Genomic DNA, 14325 nt, shown 5'->3' with positions numbered 1-14325 from the left:
TGGGCTTGGCGTAACGGAAAGAGCGAAAGCGATTTGCAACTTGCGCCTCCGAAGCGTAGCGTGGCGTGAATTTTTAAAAAATTAGCCGAAAGAACCCACGATGAGCCAAGCAAAATCTGGTGATACCGTCCGTATCCATTACACAGGGACCCTTAAAACGGGTGAAACATTCGACAGTTCTGACGGCCGCGATCCGTTGGAATTTGTGGTCGGTTCTGGCCAAATTATCCCCGGTCTTGATGTCGCAATCCCGGGCATGGCAGTGGGTGACAAAAAGACGGTCGATGTGCCATGTGCCCAAGCTTATGGCGAAACCAATCCGGACGCGCGCCAATCCGTGCCGCGCGGCGAAATCCCTGACAACATCCCGCTTGATTTGGGCACGCAGCTGCAAATGCAAACGCCCCAAGGTCAGATGATGCAGGTCACCGTTGCCGAGGTCACCGAGACCGAAGTCACTCTGGATGCGAACCATGCGCTCGCGGGTAAAGACCTAATTTTTGCCATCGAAATGGTTGGGATCGACGCGGTTTAACCCGGGGTTTTTCCAAAAAATGCGGCGTGTTCGTCAGGATTGGCGAATGCGCCGGTGAATTCATAGATCCCGCATTGCCCGCGCGTTGCATCCACCCAAAGATAGCTGGGCATCGGCGGTAGCGCATCGCAATAGGGCGGCTGATCAAGCCCCGCTAGCATCAGTGCCGCGCGTGACCCTACCAGATAATGCGTCAATGGCGGCGTCGTCGCGATCATCGGGGCGGTGCCGACCTCTTGCATCCAGTCATAGATCACATCAAGGCTTGGGAAGCGTGGCAAGAACGCGGCCTGTAGGCGCACCAGCTTGTCCATTAGGTCTGGTGTCATTTCGGTGCCCGGTGCGATGCCGTAGAAATCCTCTAGGGTAAGACCGTCTTGGGTAAATAGATAAAGGTTCGCGCCGTAGCCAACCATCTTGGAAGATAAGCATCCCATGCAGGTGGGGCTGGCACGAAAGGCTTGGTGCAGGGCATAGCGTTCGGCGATCGTATAAAAATCAATGCAGTCGATCAGCAGGTCGCAATCCGCGACGAAATCCGCCGCGTTTTCAACGGTTAGCCCGGCTGGGTAGACATCAAGCGTCACATCCGGCGTGGTCTCATGGATCATGTTCGCAATTGTGCCGGCTTTGGAGGCGCCCACAGTGCCGGGTGCGGCCCCAAGCTGTCGGTTGATATTGCTGGTGTCAAAGGCGTCTGGATCGGCGATTTTCAGATGTCGCACGCCAAGCCGCGCCAAAAGCATTGCAACCGCACCGCCCACACCACCAAGCCCGGCAACGCCGACAGTTGCCCCCGCGATTTTTTCCTGCGAGGCCCGCATATGATCGCGATCAAGACCTAAGAAGACTTCGCTGCGTTTGACGCGTTCCCAGTAGGTTTGCGCGTCATAGATCCCATCGATCCGAAAATGTGCGGTGTTGCCCATGCCAATTCCTTTTGCAAAATATATCGTTCAATCTGCAAAAGTGTAGATCAGCTGGGGCGACAACGATAGCCACTATCGCCCCCTGATTGTGCCTATTTGCCGGCAACCGGCATCACGAGGTTTTCAGGCTGGGGCATGCCCAAAACGTGGAAACCGCCATCAACGCGAATAATTTCGCCCGACGTAAAGGCACCTGCGTCAGAGGCAAGATAGACAGCGGTGCCACCGACCGCCGCAAGGCTCGCATTTTCACGCGCGGGCGCGTTTTGTTCGGTGTGCTTGTAAGTGCGTCGCGCACCTGCAATTGCGGCCCCTGCAAGAGTTTTCATCGGGCCGGGGCTGATCGCGTTGACGCGAATGCCTTGCGGGCCCAGATCATTGGCCAGATAGCGTGTGGCGCTTTCCAATGCGGCTTTCGCGACACCCATGACATTGTAAAACGGTGTGACGCGGTTGGATCCTTGATAGGTCAGGGTCAGCAATGTGCCGCCGTCAGGCATCAGCGCAGAGGCGCGTTTGGCCACATCTACAAAAGAATAGCACGAGATGGTCAGTGAATTTTGGAAATTTGCGCGGCTTGTGTCGGTAAACCGACCCGCCAATTCGTTCTTGTCAGAATAGGCAATCGCGTGGACAACGAAATCCAATTTGCCCCATTTTTGCGCAATCATGTCAAAGGCGGCGTCCATGCTGGCGTCATCAGTCACGTCGACATCAACCAACATATCGGACCCAACAGAGGCCGCCAGCGGTTCAAGCCGTTTGCCGAATGCTTCGCCTTGATAACTGAATGCCAGTTCGGCCCCGGCTTCGGACATTGATTTGGCAATGCCCCAAGCGATTGATCGTTCGTTCGCAACACCCATGATGAGGCCGCGTTTTCCCTGTAAAGAAATAGTCATAGCTTAGCCTTTGAACTTTGAAAGCAACATTGACCCGTTTGTCCCGCCAAACCCAAAAGAGTTGGTCATGACAGTATCAAGCCCGGCGTTTTCGACCAGATCGGTCGCGATTTCCGCGGGGGCGAGCGCCGGATCAAGGGTGTCAACGTTGATGGATGGGGTGATGAAATCGTCTTGGAGCATCAGCAGACAATAGACGGCCTCGGATGCGCCTGTGGCCCCTTGGCTGTGGCCTGTCATGGATTTTGTGGAAGACACAGGCGGTGTGTTGCCTTCGCCAAAGACGCGGCGCACGGCTTCGATCTCGCCAACGTCGCCCACTGGGGTCGATGTGCCGTGCGCGTTGATATAGCTGACTTTGCGGCCCTCGGGCAGGGTTTCCAGCGCCAAACGCATCGCGCGTTCGCCGCCTTCGCCTGATGGGGCTACCATGTCGTGCCCGTCAGATGTGGCTGCATAGCCAGTCACTTCTGCGTAAATTTTTGCACCGCGTGCTTGCGCGTGCTCAAGGCTTTCTAGCACCAGCATCGCGCCACCACCGGCGATGACAAACCCATCACGGTTGGCGTCAAAGGCGCGGGATGCTTTTTCAGGGGTGTCGTTATATTTCGATGACATTGCGCCCATCGCGTCAAACAGGCAGGACAGGGTCCAATCCAATTCTTCGCCGCCGCCCGCAAACATCACGTCCTGTTTGCCCATCATGATCTGTTCGGCCGCATTGCCGATACAGTGCAGGGATGTCGAACAAGCAGAGGTGATCGAATAGTTGATGCCCTTGATCTTGTATTGTGTCGACAAGTTCGCCGAAATCGTCGACGACATGCATTTCGGCACGGCAAATGGCCCGATGCGTTTGGTGGCACCTGTGTCTTTGACAACATTGTGGGCCGCGAACATTGCAGATGTGGACGGACCACCGGAGCCAGCAACCAGACCCGTGCGCACGTTCGAAACTGTGTCTTCATCAAGCCCAGCGTCGGCAATGGCTTGCCCCATCGCGATATAGGCATAGGCGGCACCTGGCCCCATAAAGCGCAGCGCGCGCTTATCGACATGTTCTTTGATGTCAATTTTTACGGTGCCCGCGATTTGACTACGGAAGCCGTGCTCGGCCATCTCGGGCGAGGCTTCGATGCCGGATTTTCCAGCCATAAGAGAGGCTTTCACCTCTTCGGCGTTATTCCCAATCGGGGATACAATCCCCAAACCTGTGACGACGACGCGACGCATAGGCGCACTCCCTGTATACTGCTACCGCTTTGTACGGCAGCAGTGGGGCCGGGGGCAAGCAGGTATGGCTATGTGTGGGCGCATCAGATAGGGGACCCGATTGAAACATGTCTGCACCCTATCATTTCTACTAGCTTAGCTTAAGGAACCAGGGGCGCCTAAGGAGACTGAACAATGGAACAAACGCAAGATTTGCCCGCGCTGATTATTGCTGCGCAAGCGGATGCTAAAACCCTTGAAGCGCGCATTGCTGCCCCGCAAGACGACGCGGACAAGCAGGCCGCGATAGCCGCGCTGGAATTGGCAGCCGTTGATGCGTTCACGTTATTTGAAGCCCGCATGCAGGGGCATTTCAAACGCGGCCCGTTTTCGCGCAAACTCAAGGCCGCGCTGCTGGAGGCAAAGCAGCCCGATCTCGCAGACCGAATTCACAAGCACTATCTCGCGGTGAATGTCCTCAAACACGGCACTGGCGCAAGCTACCGTGAATTGCTGGCTGCTAAAGTCACGCCATTTGCGATCATTCCGGTTGCGCAGGTTGTTGCCGATGAAGACCGCAAGACGTCGGGATTGATTGATGTCACGACATCGGGATTTTTTGATGGGCTCGCAAACGCACTGCTTGAGGCCTGCGATTTCCTTGGAACCCGGTAATATTGATCCTTGCGCATGTCCTATGAAAGACGCACCAGTGATGTCTGAACCACGCATGAAAATTGTCCTCGTCACACCTGAAATTCCCTATAATACAGGGGCGATCGGGCGGACATGTGTGGCGCTGAACCTTGAACTGATCCTCATCAAACCCTATGGGTTTTCGTTGGATGAAAAATCCGTGCGCAGGGCGGGAACGGATTATTGGAAATATGTGAACTTGACGGAGTATGAAAATTGGCAAAGCTTTTTAGACGCGCGCAAACCACGTCCTGAAAGCATGTTCTTTTTCGAAGAACACGGCGCGCAAACTGTCTATAGCGCAGATTATCAAGAGGACGGGTATCTGGTGTTTGGTTGCGAGTCCGCGGGTCTGCCACCCGCAATCCTCAACGGAATGGAAGACCGCACGCTCAGCCTGCCGATGCTCGATAAGCGTGTTCGGTCGCTGAATTTAGCCAACGTTGCGACCGCAGTGATCTATCAAGCAATGCGGACACAGTTAGGCGGGTAAAAGGCCCTAGGCTTGGCATGTTTTTTGGGACTTCGGGTATAGCTGTAAAATGAAGAAATCTGTCAAAGAGTTGCGTGTTGATTTTGTCGAAGGTGCGGTCGCGCATCGGCTCCGGTTCGGGGGCGGACGCGGGCAACCGATTGCAAAAGCAATGGGGCTGCGCGATGGGAAAACGCCAACAATCATTGATGCAACGGCCGGTTTGGGCCGCGATTCATTTTTGTTGGCGTCATTGGGCGCGCATGTCACCATGATCGAGCGTTCAGACAAGATGCACGCATTGCTTGTTGATGGTATGGATCGGGCTACCAAAGAAGGGGGCGCACTGCGCGACATCATCGGACGCATGACCCTTCTAAAGGGCGATGCCAAAGATTTGTTGCCCGGGTTAGATGGGGAGTCTATCCTCATTGATCCGATGCATCCTGAACGTAAAAATTCGGCTTTGGTGAAACTCGAACTTCGTCAAGTCCGCGACATCGTCGGAACGGATGAAGACGCCGCTGAATTGGCGCAAGTGGCGCTCAAACACGCGGGTTCGCGGGTCGTTCTGAAGTGGCCAGCAAAAGCCGACCCAATTGCAGGCATCAAGCCGTATTCCCATCAAATATTAGGGAAAACAACACGCTATGATGTTTGGATGGTGGGGTAGGGCGACTGGCAGCACCGTCCGCTGAGCAAAGCAGTACCTGCGTCGATCAGTTTGAACCAACGCAGGAACAATCCATTAGCTTTCAGACAATGCAACCTTCATGTCTTTGACTTGATAGATCACTTCGCCGTCTGCTTCTACGATGCCGTCTGCGACGCCCATAGTCAGGCGGCGGGTTTGGATCGCTTTGGTGAAGTCGATCTTATAGGTCAGCATCTTGCGCTCTGGGCGCACCATGCCTGTCAATTTAACTTCGCCAACACCCAATGCGTATCCACGCCCCTGCCAGCCGCGCCAGCCAAGGTTAAAACCTGTGAGCTGCCACAGGCCGTCAAGGCCAAGACAGCCGGGCATGATGGGGTTGCCCGGGAAGTGGCAATCAAAGAACCAAAGTTCAGGGGTGATGTCGAATTCAGCGACGATATGCCCTTTGCCATGCGCCCCCCCATCGCCGGATACTTCGGTGATACGATCCATCATTAGCATCGGCGGGGCGGGAAGTTGTGCGTTTCCGGGGCCAAATAATTCGCCGCGGGCGCATTTCAGCAGGTCGTCTTTGTCAAAACTCGTGGGGTAATCGGCCATTTGTCTGGTCTCATTGTTGTCTGCTTCGTTAGGCAACCTTTATCACTTGGAGCTTTGTAAGGGCAAGTCAGACCGCTGAATGTCGAATTCCCATTGTGAAACGCAATATTTCGGGCCTATAAAGGAGCTAGCAACAGGCAGGCAGCCATGACAGATATCACTATTCAGCGCAGCACAGACTGGCTTTCGGGGGCCGGGTTACGCCCAACGCGGCAACGGATGACGCTTGCCAACCTATTGGTTGGCGATGGGCAAGACCGCCATGTGACTGCTGAAAGCCTATTTGATGCTGCATCTACTGCGGGCGAAAAAGTATCGCTAGCGACGGTCTACAACACGCTGCGCGCGTTTTGTGACGTTGGATTGATGCGCGAAATCACTGTTGACGGCGCCAAAAGCTATTTTGATACCAACATGACGGATCACCCACATTTTTATTGGGAAGACACAGGGCATTTGACCGATGCACCGGCTGAACAGCTGGAAATCGCGCGGGTGCCGCATGCGCCGAACGGTGCTGAAATCGCATCCGTGGATGTTGTGATCCGGCTACGCCGCAAATAGGGGCAGCTTTCGTCACGCTTGCGTGTTTGATCAAGGTCTCGCATAGATCCTATAATTTTTTAGATGAATGTTATTGGTATGCCGCATGAACAACACAGAGATATGGTGCAATCTTATCACCGGGTGCGCACGGCGCTGGGACTGCTGGGCATGGGTTTACCGCTGGTGTTGATCTTGGGTGGGCTACTTGATGCGCGGCATCTGGAGCCCTCGATCAGCGATTTTTATCATACGACTTACAGGGATATTTTTGTGGGCACGCTCTGCGCGATCGGGGTGTTCTTGATTTGCTACCGTGGCTACGGGCGGCAGTCGGGCGATATGATTGATGATGATTGGCTGGGCACCATCGCCGGGATGTCTGCGTTTGGCGTGGCGCTGTTTCCCAATGAAAGTCCGACAGCCCAGATTGCGACGATGACTCAAAAAATGGTTGGAATCAGCACAAGCCCAATGTTTCACTATGCATCGGCATTGGTGTTTTTTAGCTGCTTGGCAGTATTTTGTCTGAAGAAGTTTACGCGTACTGCCAAACCTGTCCGCAAACGGATCTATTTGTTTTGTGGCTGGGTTATCGTGGCGTCGTTGGTCGGAATCGCGGTCGCTTCCGCGATCAAGATACTTGGCAGTGGCGCACCAAAGGCGGCAGTGATCAGCTATAATCTAGTATTTTGGCTGGAGGCTATCGGAATATGGGCGTTCGGTCTGTCATGGTTGGTCAAGGGCAAAGCCGACATTGCACTGGTGAAACTTGCGCGCCAAGGGGCCCTAAAATCAGCTCCGGACGCTTAGCTAGGGTGGATCAAGATCCACCCTACGGATTTCACCTAACGTTAACCAATGCCGTGCTAATGTCAGGCGATGTCAAAGTATCGCAGACTCTATGTGCCCGGTGGCACCTATTTCTTTTCTGTCCATTTGCGTGACGCGGGTTCTACGCTTTTGGTCGATCGGATCGATCTTTTGCGAAGTGTAACCAGTCTTTGCATGCAGCGCTGGCCGTTCGAGATCAATGCGGCGGTCATCTTGCCAAACAAGCTGCATATGATCTGGACGTTGCCGCCCGACGACGCCGACTATTCCAAACGCTGGCGGTTGATAAAGTCGACATTTTCGCGCCATTGCCCGGTCCCCGCCAAACGGCCACAATCCAAATTGCGCCCCGGTGAAAAAGGTATCTGGCAGCGCCGATTTTGGGAGCATGTAATCCGAGATCAGGCGGATTACGACCTGCATGATCATCTTATCATCACGGCCCCTGTGACCGCTGGGCTGGTCGATAAGCCATCTGATTGGCCTTATGCGTCGATCTGCAAGCGTAGGGTGGATCTTGATCCACGCGGGGCTAAAACCATTGTCCCGGCTCGATCAAACCTAGATCCAAAAGCTGTTGTGATGACCAGCTAAAGGTCTCGGAATGCGCGCCGTAAAACGTAACAAACGCGTGCTTGCTGCCGGGATTGCGGCGGAGCGCCTTTGCAGTCCGAAACGAGGCCGTCGCGACCGTCAAATTATTGTGCCAAGGGCAAGAAACCGTATTGTGCTCCGGTTCTGAAAACGACCCGTCTGCGGCCATTTGCAGTCCCGGCACTGCGCGGTACAGTGAGGACCGGTCAAGTCGCTGCCGCTCTTTGGCAACATGTTCTTCGAACCGCCACCGTAGCCCACCATGGATGTTCATTTGGCGCTCTTGCGTATTCCCTTCGTCGTCTTGGCGGGCCAAGGCAAAATACCCGCTGCGGTCAAAATAGGCGGCTTGCGGGTCGACGGCAGTGGGCGTTTGCGTCAGGTCGCGCGCGTAAAGATCAATGGTGTAGGACATCACGCTGTCGCGGCGCTCTTCAGTCATGAAGGTCAGTAATTCACCAATGCTGCGTGTCTCGCAGAAGGGAAACATCAGGTATTCGGCGTTATAGCAGTAATAGATCCACTGTCCCGGCGCGGCTTTGATGATTGCGTTGTTTATCTTCGCAAGCGCGCCCTCGGCGGTGACATCAAAATCGACGCGGTGGACATTCGCCGCCATATCATCGGGTATTTGAACGTCGACCGGGCAAAAGAGCACCAATTGCCGGAACCCAAGCTTAAGATGATGAACGATTGTACCCGCGATTTCAACGTCGTCTTCAACGAGGACCAAGGCGATTGGCCCGCGCGCCAGTGTCGTTTTCGCGTCTGAAATCAGGGAAGGGAGGTCGGGGTAGTGCATCAATCGCCTGTCCGGATAGGGTCGGGGTAAACTGTGCCAAATCGCTCCGCATTGCAAGCAATCGGCCAAGCCGCTATGACGCGTCTAAACCACCCCTATCCAAGGCCTGCACATGTCCGCGCCCAAAAAGCTATTTATCAAGACCTACGGCTGTCAGATGAACGTCTACGACAGCGAACGCATGGCCGAAGCGCTGGGCGGCAAGGGCTATGTGGAAACGAAGACTCCCGAAGACGCGGATATGATTCTGCTCAATACCTGCCACATCCGCGAAAAAGCGGCGGAAAAGGTCTATTCTGAATTGGGACGTATGAAGCCGCTGAAGGCTGAAAACCCAAATCTGAAGATCGGGATTGCGGGCTGCGTTGCGCAGGCCGAGGGCGAAGAAATTATGCGCCGCGCGCCAATGGTTGACTTGGTCGTCGGTCCGCAAAGCTATCACCGTCTGCCAGCGATGGATGATGCGGTGCAGACGGGGGCCAAGGCGCTTGATACCGATTTTCCCGACGACGATAAATTCGACACGCTCAAGGCGCGCAGCAAGGCAAAGCGTGGCCCGACAGCATTTTTGACGGTGCAAGAAGGCTGCGACAAGTTCTGCGCCTTTTGCGTGGTGCCTTATACGCGCGGCGCCGAAGTATCGCGTGCCTCTGACCGGATTATCCGCGAAGCACAAGAATTGGTTGAAGCAGGCGTGCGCGAAATCACGCTGCTGGGTCAAAACGTAAATGCCTATCACGGGCATGAGGGTGGGTTAGCAGGCCTGATCTGGGAGCTGGATAAGGTCGACGGGCTGGAACGAATCCGCTTTACAACAAGCCACCCCAACGACATGGATGATGCGTTGATCGATGCGCATGGGACCTGTGAAAAACTGATGCCATATTTGCATCTTCCGGTGCAATCGGGCTCCGATCGTATTCTTAAGGCCATGAACCGCAAGCACACCGCAGAAGGCTATCTGCGCCTGATCGAACGCATTCGTGCGGCCCGGCCTGATTTGCTTTTGTCGGGTGACTTTATCGTCGGTTTCCCCGGTGAAACGGATCAAGATTTTGAAGATACCATGCAGTTGGTGCGCGATGTCCATTACGGGCAGGCCTATTCGTTCAAATATTCGACCCGTCCTGGAACCCCTGCCGCCGAAAAACCGCAACTGCCTGAAGATGTGATGAATGAACGTTTGCAGCGGTTGCAGGCGCTCTTGCGCGATCAGCAGCAAGAGACCCAACGGTCCATGGTTGGCCGCGAAGTGAACGTGTTGTTCGAAAAGTCAGGCCGTGAAGCCGGACAAATGATCGGTAAATCCGAATACCTACACGCAGTCTTCACCGAAGCCCCGCTTGATGTGATTGGCACCGTGCGTAAGGTCAAGATTGTTGATGATGCAGCTAATTCTCTCAAAGGAGAGCTGCTTTAACTCAGCGATCCTAACGGATATAAAATTGCGGTGAATTTACCAGATACGTGCAAATTTTCGCTTAGGCCCACCTTTTTGATGTCATTCACGTAACAACCTTTGATCTGTTCTTGCACCCGCAGCATTCCCTTGCCAAGCTGGTTTTATACCGATTCAAAGGAGAGCCATTTGGCCACTGGAGCACCGACCCTCACCGACGATATTGTCACCGAAGTTACGCTAGAATTTCCTGACAATTTTTTATTGATTGATCTTTGCGGCGAATTTGATCGCAATTTGACGACCATAGAAAACAGTTTGGGTGTGCAGATCCTGCGACGCGGCAACCAGCTTGATGTGTTGGGCGGCACAGCCGCGCGCGAAACCGCACAAGAGGTGCTCAAATCGCTTTATGGGCGCCTTGAGGCCGGGCGCAGTTTAGATCCGGGTGATATTGACCGCGAATTGCGCATGGGTCCGGAAACGATCCGAGGTCCCGCAGGGCCAACTGAGCAAACCGAAATGTTCAAAGGTGAAAACGCGCGGGTTGAGATAAAAACGCGCAAGAAGTTGATTGAACCGCGCACCGACGCGCAAAAAGCCTATGTGAAATCACTGTTCGACAAAGAGCTTGCGTTTGGGATTGGTCCGGCTGGGACGGGGAAAACTTATCTGGCGGTGGCTGTTGGCGTGAATATGCTGATTTCGGGCCATGTCGATAAGATTATCCTGTCGCGCCCTGCTGTCGAAGCGGGGGAGAAACTAGGCTATCTGCCCGGCGATATGAAAGACAAGGTCGATCCATACATGCAGCCGCTTTATGATGCGCTGAACGATTTTTTGCCGGGGAAACAAGCCGCGAAAATGATGGAAGAAAAGGTGATCGAAATCGCACCGTTGGCCTTTATGCGGGGGCGGACCTTGTCAAACGCCTTTGTTGTGCTGGATGAGGCCCAAAACGCGACGACTATGCAGATGAAGATGTTCCTGACCCGCCTTGGCGAAGGTTCACGCATGGTGATCACTGGCGACCGCACACAGATCGATTTGCCGCGTGGGGTGAATTCAGGGCTACGTGACGCGGAACGCCTGCTTAAACACATCCCCAAAGTCAGCTTTAATTACTTCACCTCTAAAGATGTCGTGCGCCACCCACTAGTCGCCGCGATTATCGAAGCTTACGAGGCAGATGAGGCATCGTGAAATTTAGCCTAATCCTTTTTTGGTGCCTCTTTACTGCGAGTGGGGCATTGGCTGAATCTGTTTGGGAACCACCGGAAGACCCTTATGAAGATAAGTTAATCTATCGTTACCTTCGCAGCGATCGATCATTGCTTGAGGGCTTTAGCCGTAACAACTCAATGAACATCGAGGTTGAAAAAATCTTAAGTGAAGGGCCGCGACATAGGCGTGACGCGCCACGTTTCGAGCGCGAGATCGCTTTGGCATTGTTGCGACGAGGATCGCAGTTACCCTTGGTGTCCTTTGATCGAAACGTATACGGCGGTGTCGCGTTGGGTGACCTCCCTTTGGATTTTGGTACTGCTGTGTCAGACATGGTTGTTGCGGATGACAGATTTGATTTGAGTGATGACGAACCTGTCGTGGCGTCAGAGTTGCTAACTATTGATGGCGACGTCAGTGATCGGGTTTTATACGCGGATATTGATTTCCCGCGCCTATCGCAGCTTGATATGAATGCTGACGGGGTGATGACCCGTGACGATATCGCAGCGTTTGAAACGCTTTACGAAATCGGGAATTACGATGTTTTTCAGGACGAAGATCAACGTAGTGAACTGGCGACCTGCGGTCTGCCGATGCCAAACGCACAGGACGAGCTGATCGTGTTGACTGCCAGTAGCAGCAATGCGTCGGTAAATGTAGGATTTGGTGATCATTCCCCGGCATCAGTGCTGGTTGTGAATATCGAAAACGGGACCACGCCGCTATTTATCGTTGTTGGTGCGCGCAGTGATATGATCGTGCTGTTCGAAGGTGACGTATCTAGAGTGCGCCAGATGATCGGCTATGGCAAAGGGATCGGCGTTTCTGGATTGCCGACTGATGCCGTCACTGTCCAGAATGAACCGCTGTGTCTTGCCTTTTTAAACTCTTATCCGCCTTTTATGAGTTCACTTGATGAGGAATGGCGTGCCGATTTCTATGCATACCAACGCGCACGCGCGTCAGTCTTGCTTCGGACGCAGGTTGAACAAATCGTCCGATTAGAGAATGTCGCGCATGTAAGCGTGCCAAGTTATAGCGCAAGTGACTATCTTGAACCGTTGGACATAACGGACCAGAATTTCAATCGTACGATGCTGTCGTATGATTGGTCTGGAAGCGAACTTGTTCCACGTCCCCCGCGCGTTTTTGATCACGAAAGATCACGCCATTTCTGGCGACTGCTAGCGCGCAACAGCGCAGGGATGGTTTATGTCGATCCGGCGCAGATTTTAACGAACCCAATGCTGGTCGAGGCCAATCAGCTGCCTGCTACGATGCGGCTGCTTGAATTGGTTGATTTGGGGGTCTTGAGTGTAGAGAATGCGAATACCTATCGAATCTTGAAGCCAATCGCAGACCTGCCGGTATTGAGAAATAGAAACTTCATCGTGGATGCAGGAATAGAAATGCCAACCAGTGGTATCGCAGATGCGTGTGTCTTAGACGATACAACCGGTATTTGGCACGGCCAAGACGACTGTCCAATCCGCGCAGTATTTACTTTTTGAAATGGCGGTTGATTGCATCATCGAAGATCCCCGTTGGGATGGCATCGCAGCCCTAGCTGAGCGCGCAAGCGATGCCGCTTTGGCGCATTTGGGCTACGACCCCAATGCGTTTGAGATCAGCCTCTTGGCCTGTGGTGACGCGCGGATTGCCGTGCTGAATGCTGACTTTCGCGACAAAGAAACCGCGACCAATGTGCTGAGCTGGCCATCGGATGAACGCGGGGCTGGCGTTGAAGGCGACACCCCGGAAGCGCCCGAACTGCCGATGGATGCAGAGCTGGGCGATATCGCGATTGCCTTTGAAACCTGCACCCGCGAGGCGCAAGAGGCGGGTAAGTCGATGCAGGATCATACCCTTCATTTACTTGTGCATGGGACGTTGCATTTGCTCGGGTATGATCACGAGCGTGACAAAGACGCCACCTTGATGGAACGATTAGAGGTCGAGATACTTGGCAAACTGGGTGTTTGTGACCCATATAGGGACGATTAGGGCGATTTTGCCCGCATAGGTAAGGAAGAAATGGGCGACTCCAACGACGGTCCATCTATCGCAGCGCAAAGCGCGCATATGGATCAAAATGTGACGGCTCGAGGGTTTTGGACCCGGCTGCGCTATGTTTTTCAGCCACAGGCGATTCCCGAGGTGCACGATGAAGCGCCAAATGAGGTCAGCCAGACACCACAATCTGTGTTGGGAATGCTCAACCTGCGGCGCAAGCGGGTCGAAGATGTTGCCGTGCCAAAAACCGACATTGTCGCCGTTCCTTTGGGTATTTCCAAAGATGATTTGGTCAAAGTGTTTCGTGATAGCGGGCTGACGCGATTGCCGCTTTATGATGGTACATTGGACACGCCTGTCGGCATTGTGAACCTTAAGGACTTTGCGCTGCGCCATGGATTCAACGGGGAGACCTCTGAATTGGATCTGCGCGACACCGCGCGGCCGCTGCTGTTTGTCCCGCCGTCAATGCCATTGGGTGTTCTGCTGCAAAAAATGCAGGCTGAACGTATTCATATGGCGCTTGTCATCGACGAATACGGCGGCACGGATGGGCTGGTCACAATCGAAGATCTGATCGAACAGGTCGTCGGCGACATCGAAGATGAACACGACATCGACGAGGCAAAAAGCTGGTTCATGGAAAAACCGGGTGTCTACATGGCGCAGGCCCGCACAGAGCTAGAGGATTTCGAGGCCGAGATCGGCATGAAGCTGACCGCCCACGATGAGATCGACGAAGAAGAAATCGACACGCTTGGTGGTCTTGTGACGATGCTTTCCGGTGATTTGCCCGCGCGTGGAGAGGTGATCGTGCATCCTGACGGGCCCGAGTTCGAAGTCGTCGATGCGGACCCGCGCCGGATCAAACGCTTGCGTGTTCGCTTGCCTAGCGCCCAGGACACCTAG

At 54.1% G+C, this 14325-nt stretch carries 17 protein-coding genes; 12 read left to right on the top strand and 5 right to left on the bottom strand.

Translation table 11 applies throughout. The features are described from left to right. Positions 1-100 precede the first annotated feature (100 nt). Positions 101-535, top strand: a complete 435-nt coding sequence (locus tag DS901_RS13685) for an FKBP-type peptidyl-prolyl cis-trans isomerase (RefSeq protein ID WP_113777497.1) — start codon at positions 101-103, stop codon at positions 533-535. Here DS901_RS13685 and DS901_RS13680 read toward each other — a convergent pair. The 3 genes from DS901_RS13680 to fabB all read right to left on the bottom strand — a co-directional run bounded on the left by DS901_RS13680 (position 532) and on the right by fabB (position 3599). After that, positions 532-1464 carry a HesA/MoeB/ThiF family protein gene (locus tag DS901_RS13680; protein ID WP_113777496.1) on the bottom strand — a complete coding sequence of 311 codons (933 nt, stop codon included), beginning with the start codon at positions 1462-1464 and terminating at the stop codon, positions 532-534. The two genes, DS901_RS13685 and DS901_RS13680, sit on opposite strands and share 4 nt — an antisense overlap. A 92-nt stretch (positions 1465-1556) precedes the next feature. Further along, entirely contained in the window at positions 1557-2366 is an 810-nt protein-coding gene (locus DS901_RS13675) for an enoyl-ACP reductase FabI (protein ID WP_113777495.1), read from the bottom strand. 3 nt (positions 2367-2369) lie between these two features. Further along, positions 2370-3599 carry a beta-ketoacyl-ACP synthase I gene (fabB, locus tag DS901_RS13670; RefSeq protein ID WP_113777494.1) on the bottom strand — a complete coding sequence of 410 codons (1230 nt, stop codon included), beginning with the start codon at positions 3597-3599 and terminating at the stop codon, positions 2370-2372. A 174-nt stretch (positions 3600-3773) separates the two neighbouring features. Between fabB and DS901_RS13665 the strand changes: the two genes are divergently transcribed. From DS901_RS13665 to DS901_RS13655, 3 genes are read left to right on the top strand one after another with little or no spacing between them, the layout of a single operon-like run. Continuing rightward, on the top strand, positions 3774-4253 hold the full coding sequence (locus DS901_RS13665) for a hypothetical protein (protein ID WP_113777493.1): 480 nt from the start codon (positions 3774-3776) through the stop codon (positions 4251-4253). Between the two features lie 22 nt (positions 4254-4275). Continuing rightward, complete coding sequence (locus tag DS901_RS13660) at positions 4276-4767, top strand: tRNA (cytidine(34)-2'-O)-methyltransferase (RefSeq protein ID WP_309472533.1); 492 nt, start codon at positions 4276-4278, stop codon at positions 4765-4767. A 49-nt stretch (positions 4768-4816) separates the two neighbouring features. Continuing rightward, a complete protein-coding gene (locus tag DS901_RS13655; RefSeq protein ID WP_113777492.1) occupies positions 4817-5419 on the top strand; it encodes a class I SAM-dependent methyltransferase in 603 nt (200 codons plus the stop codon). A 75-nt stretch (positions 5420-5494) separates the two neighbouring features. On the opposite strand, the gene fabA is transcribed toward DS901_RS13655, so the two are convergent. After that, entirely contained in the window at positions 5495-6004 is a 510-nt protein-coding gene (gene fabA, locus DS901_RS13650) for a bifunctional 3-hydroxydecanoyl-ACP dehydratase/trans-2-decenoyl-ACP isomerase (RefSeq protein ID WP_113777491.1), read from the bottom strand. Between the two features lie 147 nt (positions 6005-6151). On the opposite strand from fabA, the gene irr reads away from it, so the two are divergent. The 3 genes from irr to DS901_RS18590 all read left to right on the top strand — a co-directional run bounded on the left by irr (position 6152) and on the right by DS901_RS18590 (position 7975). Further along, positions 6152-6568: a Fur family transcriptional regulator Irr gene (irr, locus tag DS901_RS13645; RefSeq protein ID WP_113777490.1), complete on the top strand. Its 417-nt coding sequence runs from the start codon at positions 6152-6154 to the stop codon at positions 6566-6568. Between the two features lie 78 nt (positions 6569-6646). Beyond that, positions 6647-7360 carry a DUF998 domain-containing protein gene (locus DS901_RS13640; protein ID WP_181820875.1) on the top strand — a complete coding sequence of 238 codons (714 nt, stop codon included), beginning with the start codon at positions 6647-6649 and terminating at the stop codon, positions 7358-7360. A gap of 69 nt (positions 7361-7429) precedes the next feature. Further along, entirely contained in the window at positions 7430-7975 is a 546-nt protein-coding gene (locus DS901_RS18590) for an REP-associated tyrosine transposase (RefSeq protein WP_147249936.1), read from the top strand. Here DS901_RS18590 and DS901_RS13630 read toward each other — a convergent pair. Next, on the bottom strand, positions 7914-8777 hold the full coding sequence (locus tag DS901_RS13630; protein ID WP_113777487.1) for a hypothetical protein: 864 nt from the start codon (positions 8775-8777) through the stop codon (positions 7914-7916). The two genes, DS901_RS18590 and DS901_RS13630, sit on opposite strands and share 62 nt — an antisense overlap. A gap of 112 nt (positions 8778-8889) precedes the next feature. On the opposite strand from DS901_RS13630, the gene miaB reads away from it, so the two are divergent. The 5 genes from miaB (at position 8890) to DS901_RS13605 (ending at position 14325) form a co-directional block, all read left to right on the top strand. After that, on the top strand, positions 8890-10197 hold the full coding sequence (gene miaB, locus DS901_RS13625) for a tRNA (N6-isopentenyl adenosine(37)-C2)-methylthiotransferase MiaB (RefSeq protein ID WP_113777486.1): 1308 nt from the start codon (positions 8890-8892) through the stop codon (positions 10195-10197). Between the two features lie 168 nt (positions 10198-10365). Further along, on the top strand, positions 10366-11379 hold the full coding sequence (locus DS901_RS13620) for a PhoH family protein (protein WP_113778030.1): 1014 nt from the start codon (positions 10366-10368) through the stop codon (positions 11377-11379). Positions 11380-11426: 47 nt separating this feature from the next. Further along, the gene (locus tag DS901_RS13615; protein ID WP_113777485.1) at positions 11427-12914 is read left to right on the top strand and encodes a hypothetical protein; all 1488 of its coding nucleotides are present in this window, start codon (positions 11427-11429) and stop codon (positions 12912-12914) included. Position 12915: 1 nt separating this feature from the next. Then, complete coding sequence (ybeY, locus tag DS901_RS13610; protein WP_113777484.1) at positions 12916-13407, top strand: rRNA maturation RNase YbeY; 492 nt, start codon at positions 12916-12918, stop codon at positions 13405-13407. A 30-nt stretch (positions 13408-13437) separates the two neighbouring features. Further along, complete coding sequence (locus tag DS901_RS13605; RefSeq protein WP_113777483.1) at positions 13438-14325, top strand: hemolysin family protein; 888 nt, start codon at positions 13438-13440, stop codon at positions 14323-14325.

This window comes from Loktanella sp. D2R18, assembly GCF_003318235.1.
Classification (GTDB): domain Bacteria; phylum Pseudomonadota; class Alphaproteobacteria; order Rhodobacterales; family Rhodobacteraceae; genus Yoonia.
This window is presented reverse-complemented; position numbering and strand designations above follow the sequence as displayed.

Excerpts from the sequence above, each read along its gene's own strand:
- DS901_RS13685 (WP_113777497.1), top strand. The coding sequence starts at position 101 with ATGAGCCAAGCAAAATCTGGTGATACCGTCCGTATCCATTACACAGGG.
- DS901_RS13680 (WP_113777496.1), bottom strand. The coding sequence starts at position 1,464 with ATGGGCAACACCGCACATTTTCGGATCGATGGGATCTATGACGCGCAA.
- DS901_RS13675 (WP_113777495.1), bottom strand. The coding sequence starts at position 2,366 with ATGACTATTTCTTTACAGGGAAAACGCGGCCTCATCATGGGTGTTGCG.
- fabB (WP_113777494.1), bottom strand. The coding sequence starts at position 3,599 with ATGCGTCGCGTCGTCGTCACAGGTTTGGGGATTGTATCCCCGATTGGG.
- DS901_RS13665 (WP_113777493.1), top strand. The coding sequence starts at position 3,774 with ATGGAACAAACGCAAGATTTGCCCGCGCTGATTATTGCTGCGCAAGCG.
- DS901_RS13660 (WP_309472533.1), top strand. The coding sequence starts at position 4,276 with ATGAAAGACGCACCAGTGATGTCTGAACCACGCATGAAAATTGTCCTC.
- DS901_RS13655 (WP_113777492.1), top strand. The coding sequence starts at position 4,817 with ATGAAGAAATCTGTCAAAGAGTTGCGTGTTGATTTTGTCGAAGGTGCG.
- fabA (WP_113777491.1), bottom strand. The coding sequence starts at position 6,004 with ATGGCCGATTACCCCACGAGTTTTGACAAAGACGACCTGCTGAAATGC.
- irr (WP_113777490.1), top strand. The coding sequence starts at position 6,152 with ATGACAGATATCACTATTCAGCGCAGCACAGACTGGCTTTCGGGGGCC.
- DS901_RS13640 (WP_181820875.1), top strand. The coding sequence starts at position 6,647 with ATGCCGCATGAACAACACAGAGATATGGTGCAATCTTATCACCGGGTG.
- DS901_RS18590 (WP_147249936.1), top strand. The coding sequence starts at position 7,430 with ATGTCAAAGTATCGCAGACTCTATGTGCCCGGTGGCACCTATTTCTTT.
- DS901_RS13630 (WP_113777487.1), bottom strand. The coding sequence starts at position 8,777 with ATGCACTACCCCGACCTCCCTTCCCTGATTTCAGACGCGAAAACGACA.
- miaB (WP_113777486.1), top strand. The coding sequence starts at position 8,890 with ATGTCCGCGCCCAAAAAGCTATTTATCAAGACCTACGGCTGTCAGATG.
- ybeY (WP_113777484.1), top strand. The coding sequence starts at position 12,916 with ATGGCGGTTGATTGCATCATCGAAGATCCCCGTTGGGATGGCATCGCA.
- DS901_RS13605 (WP_113777483.1), top strand. The coding sequence starts at position 13,438 with ATGGGCGACTCCAACGACGGTCCATCTATCGCAGCGCAAAGCGCGCAT.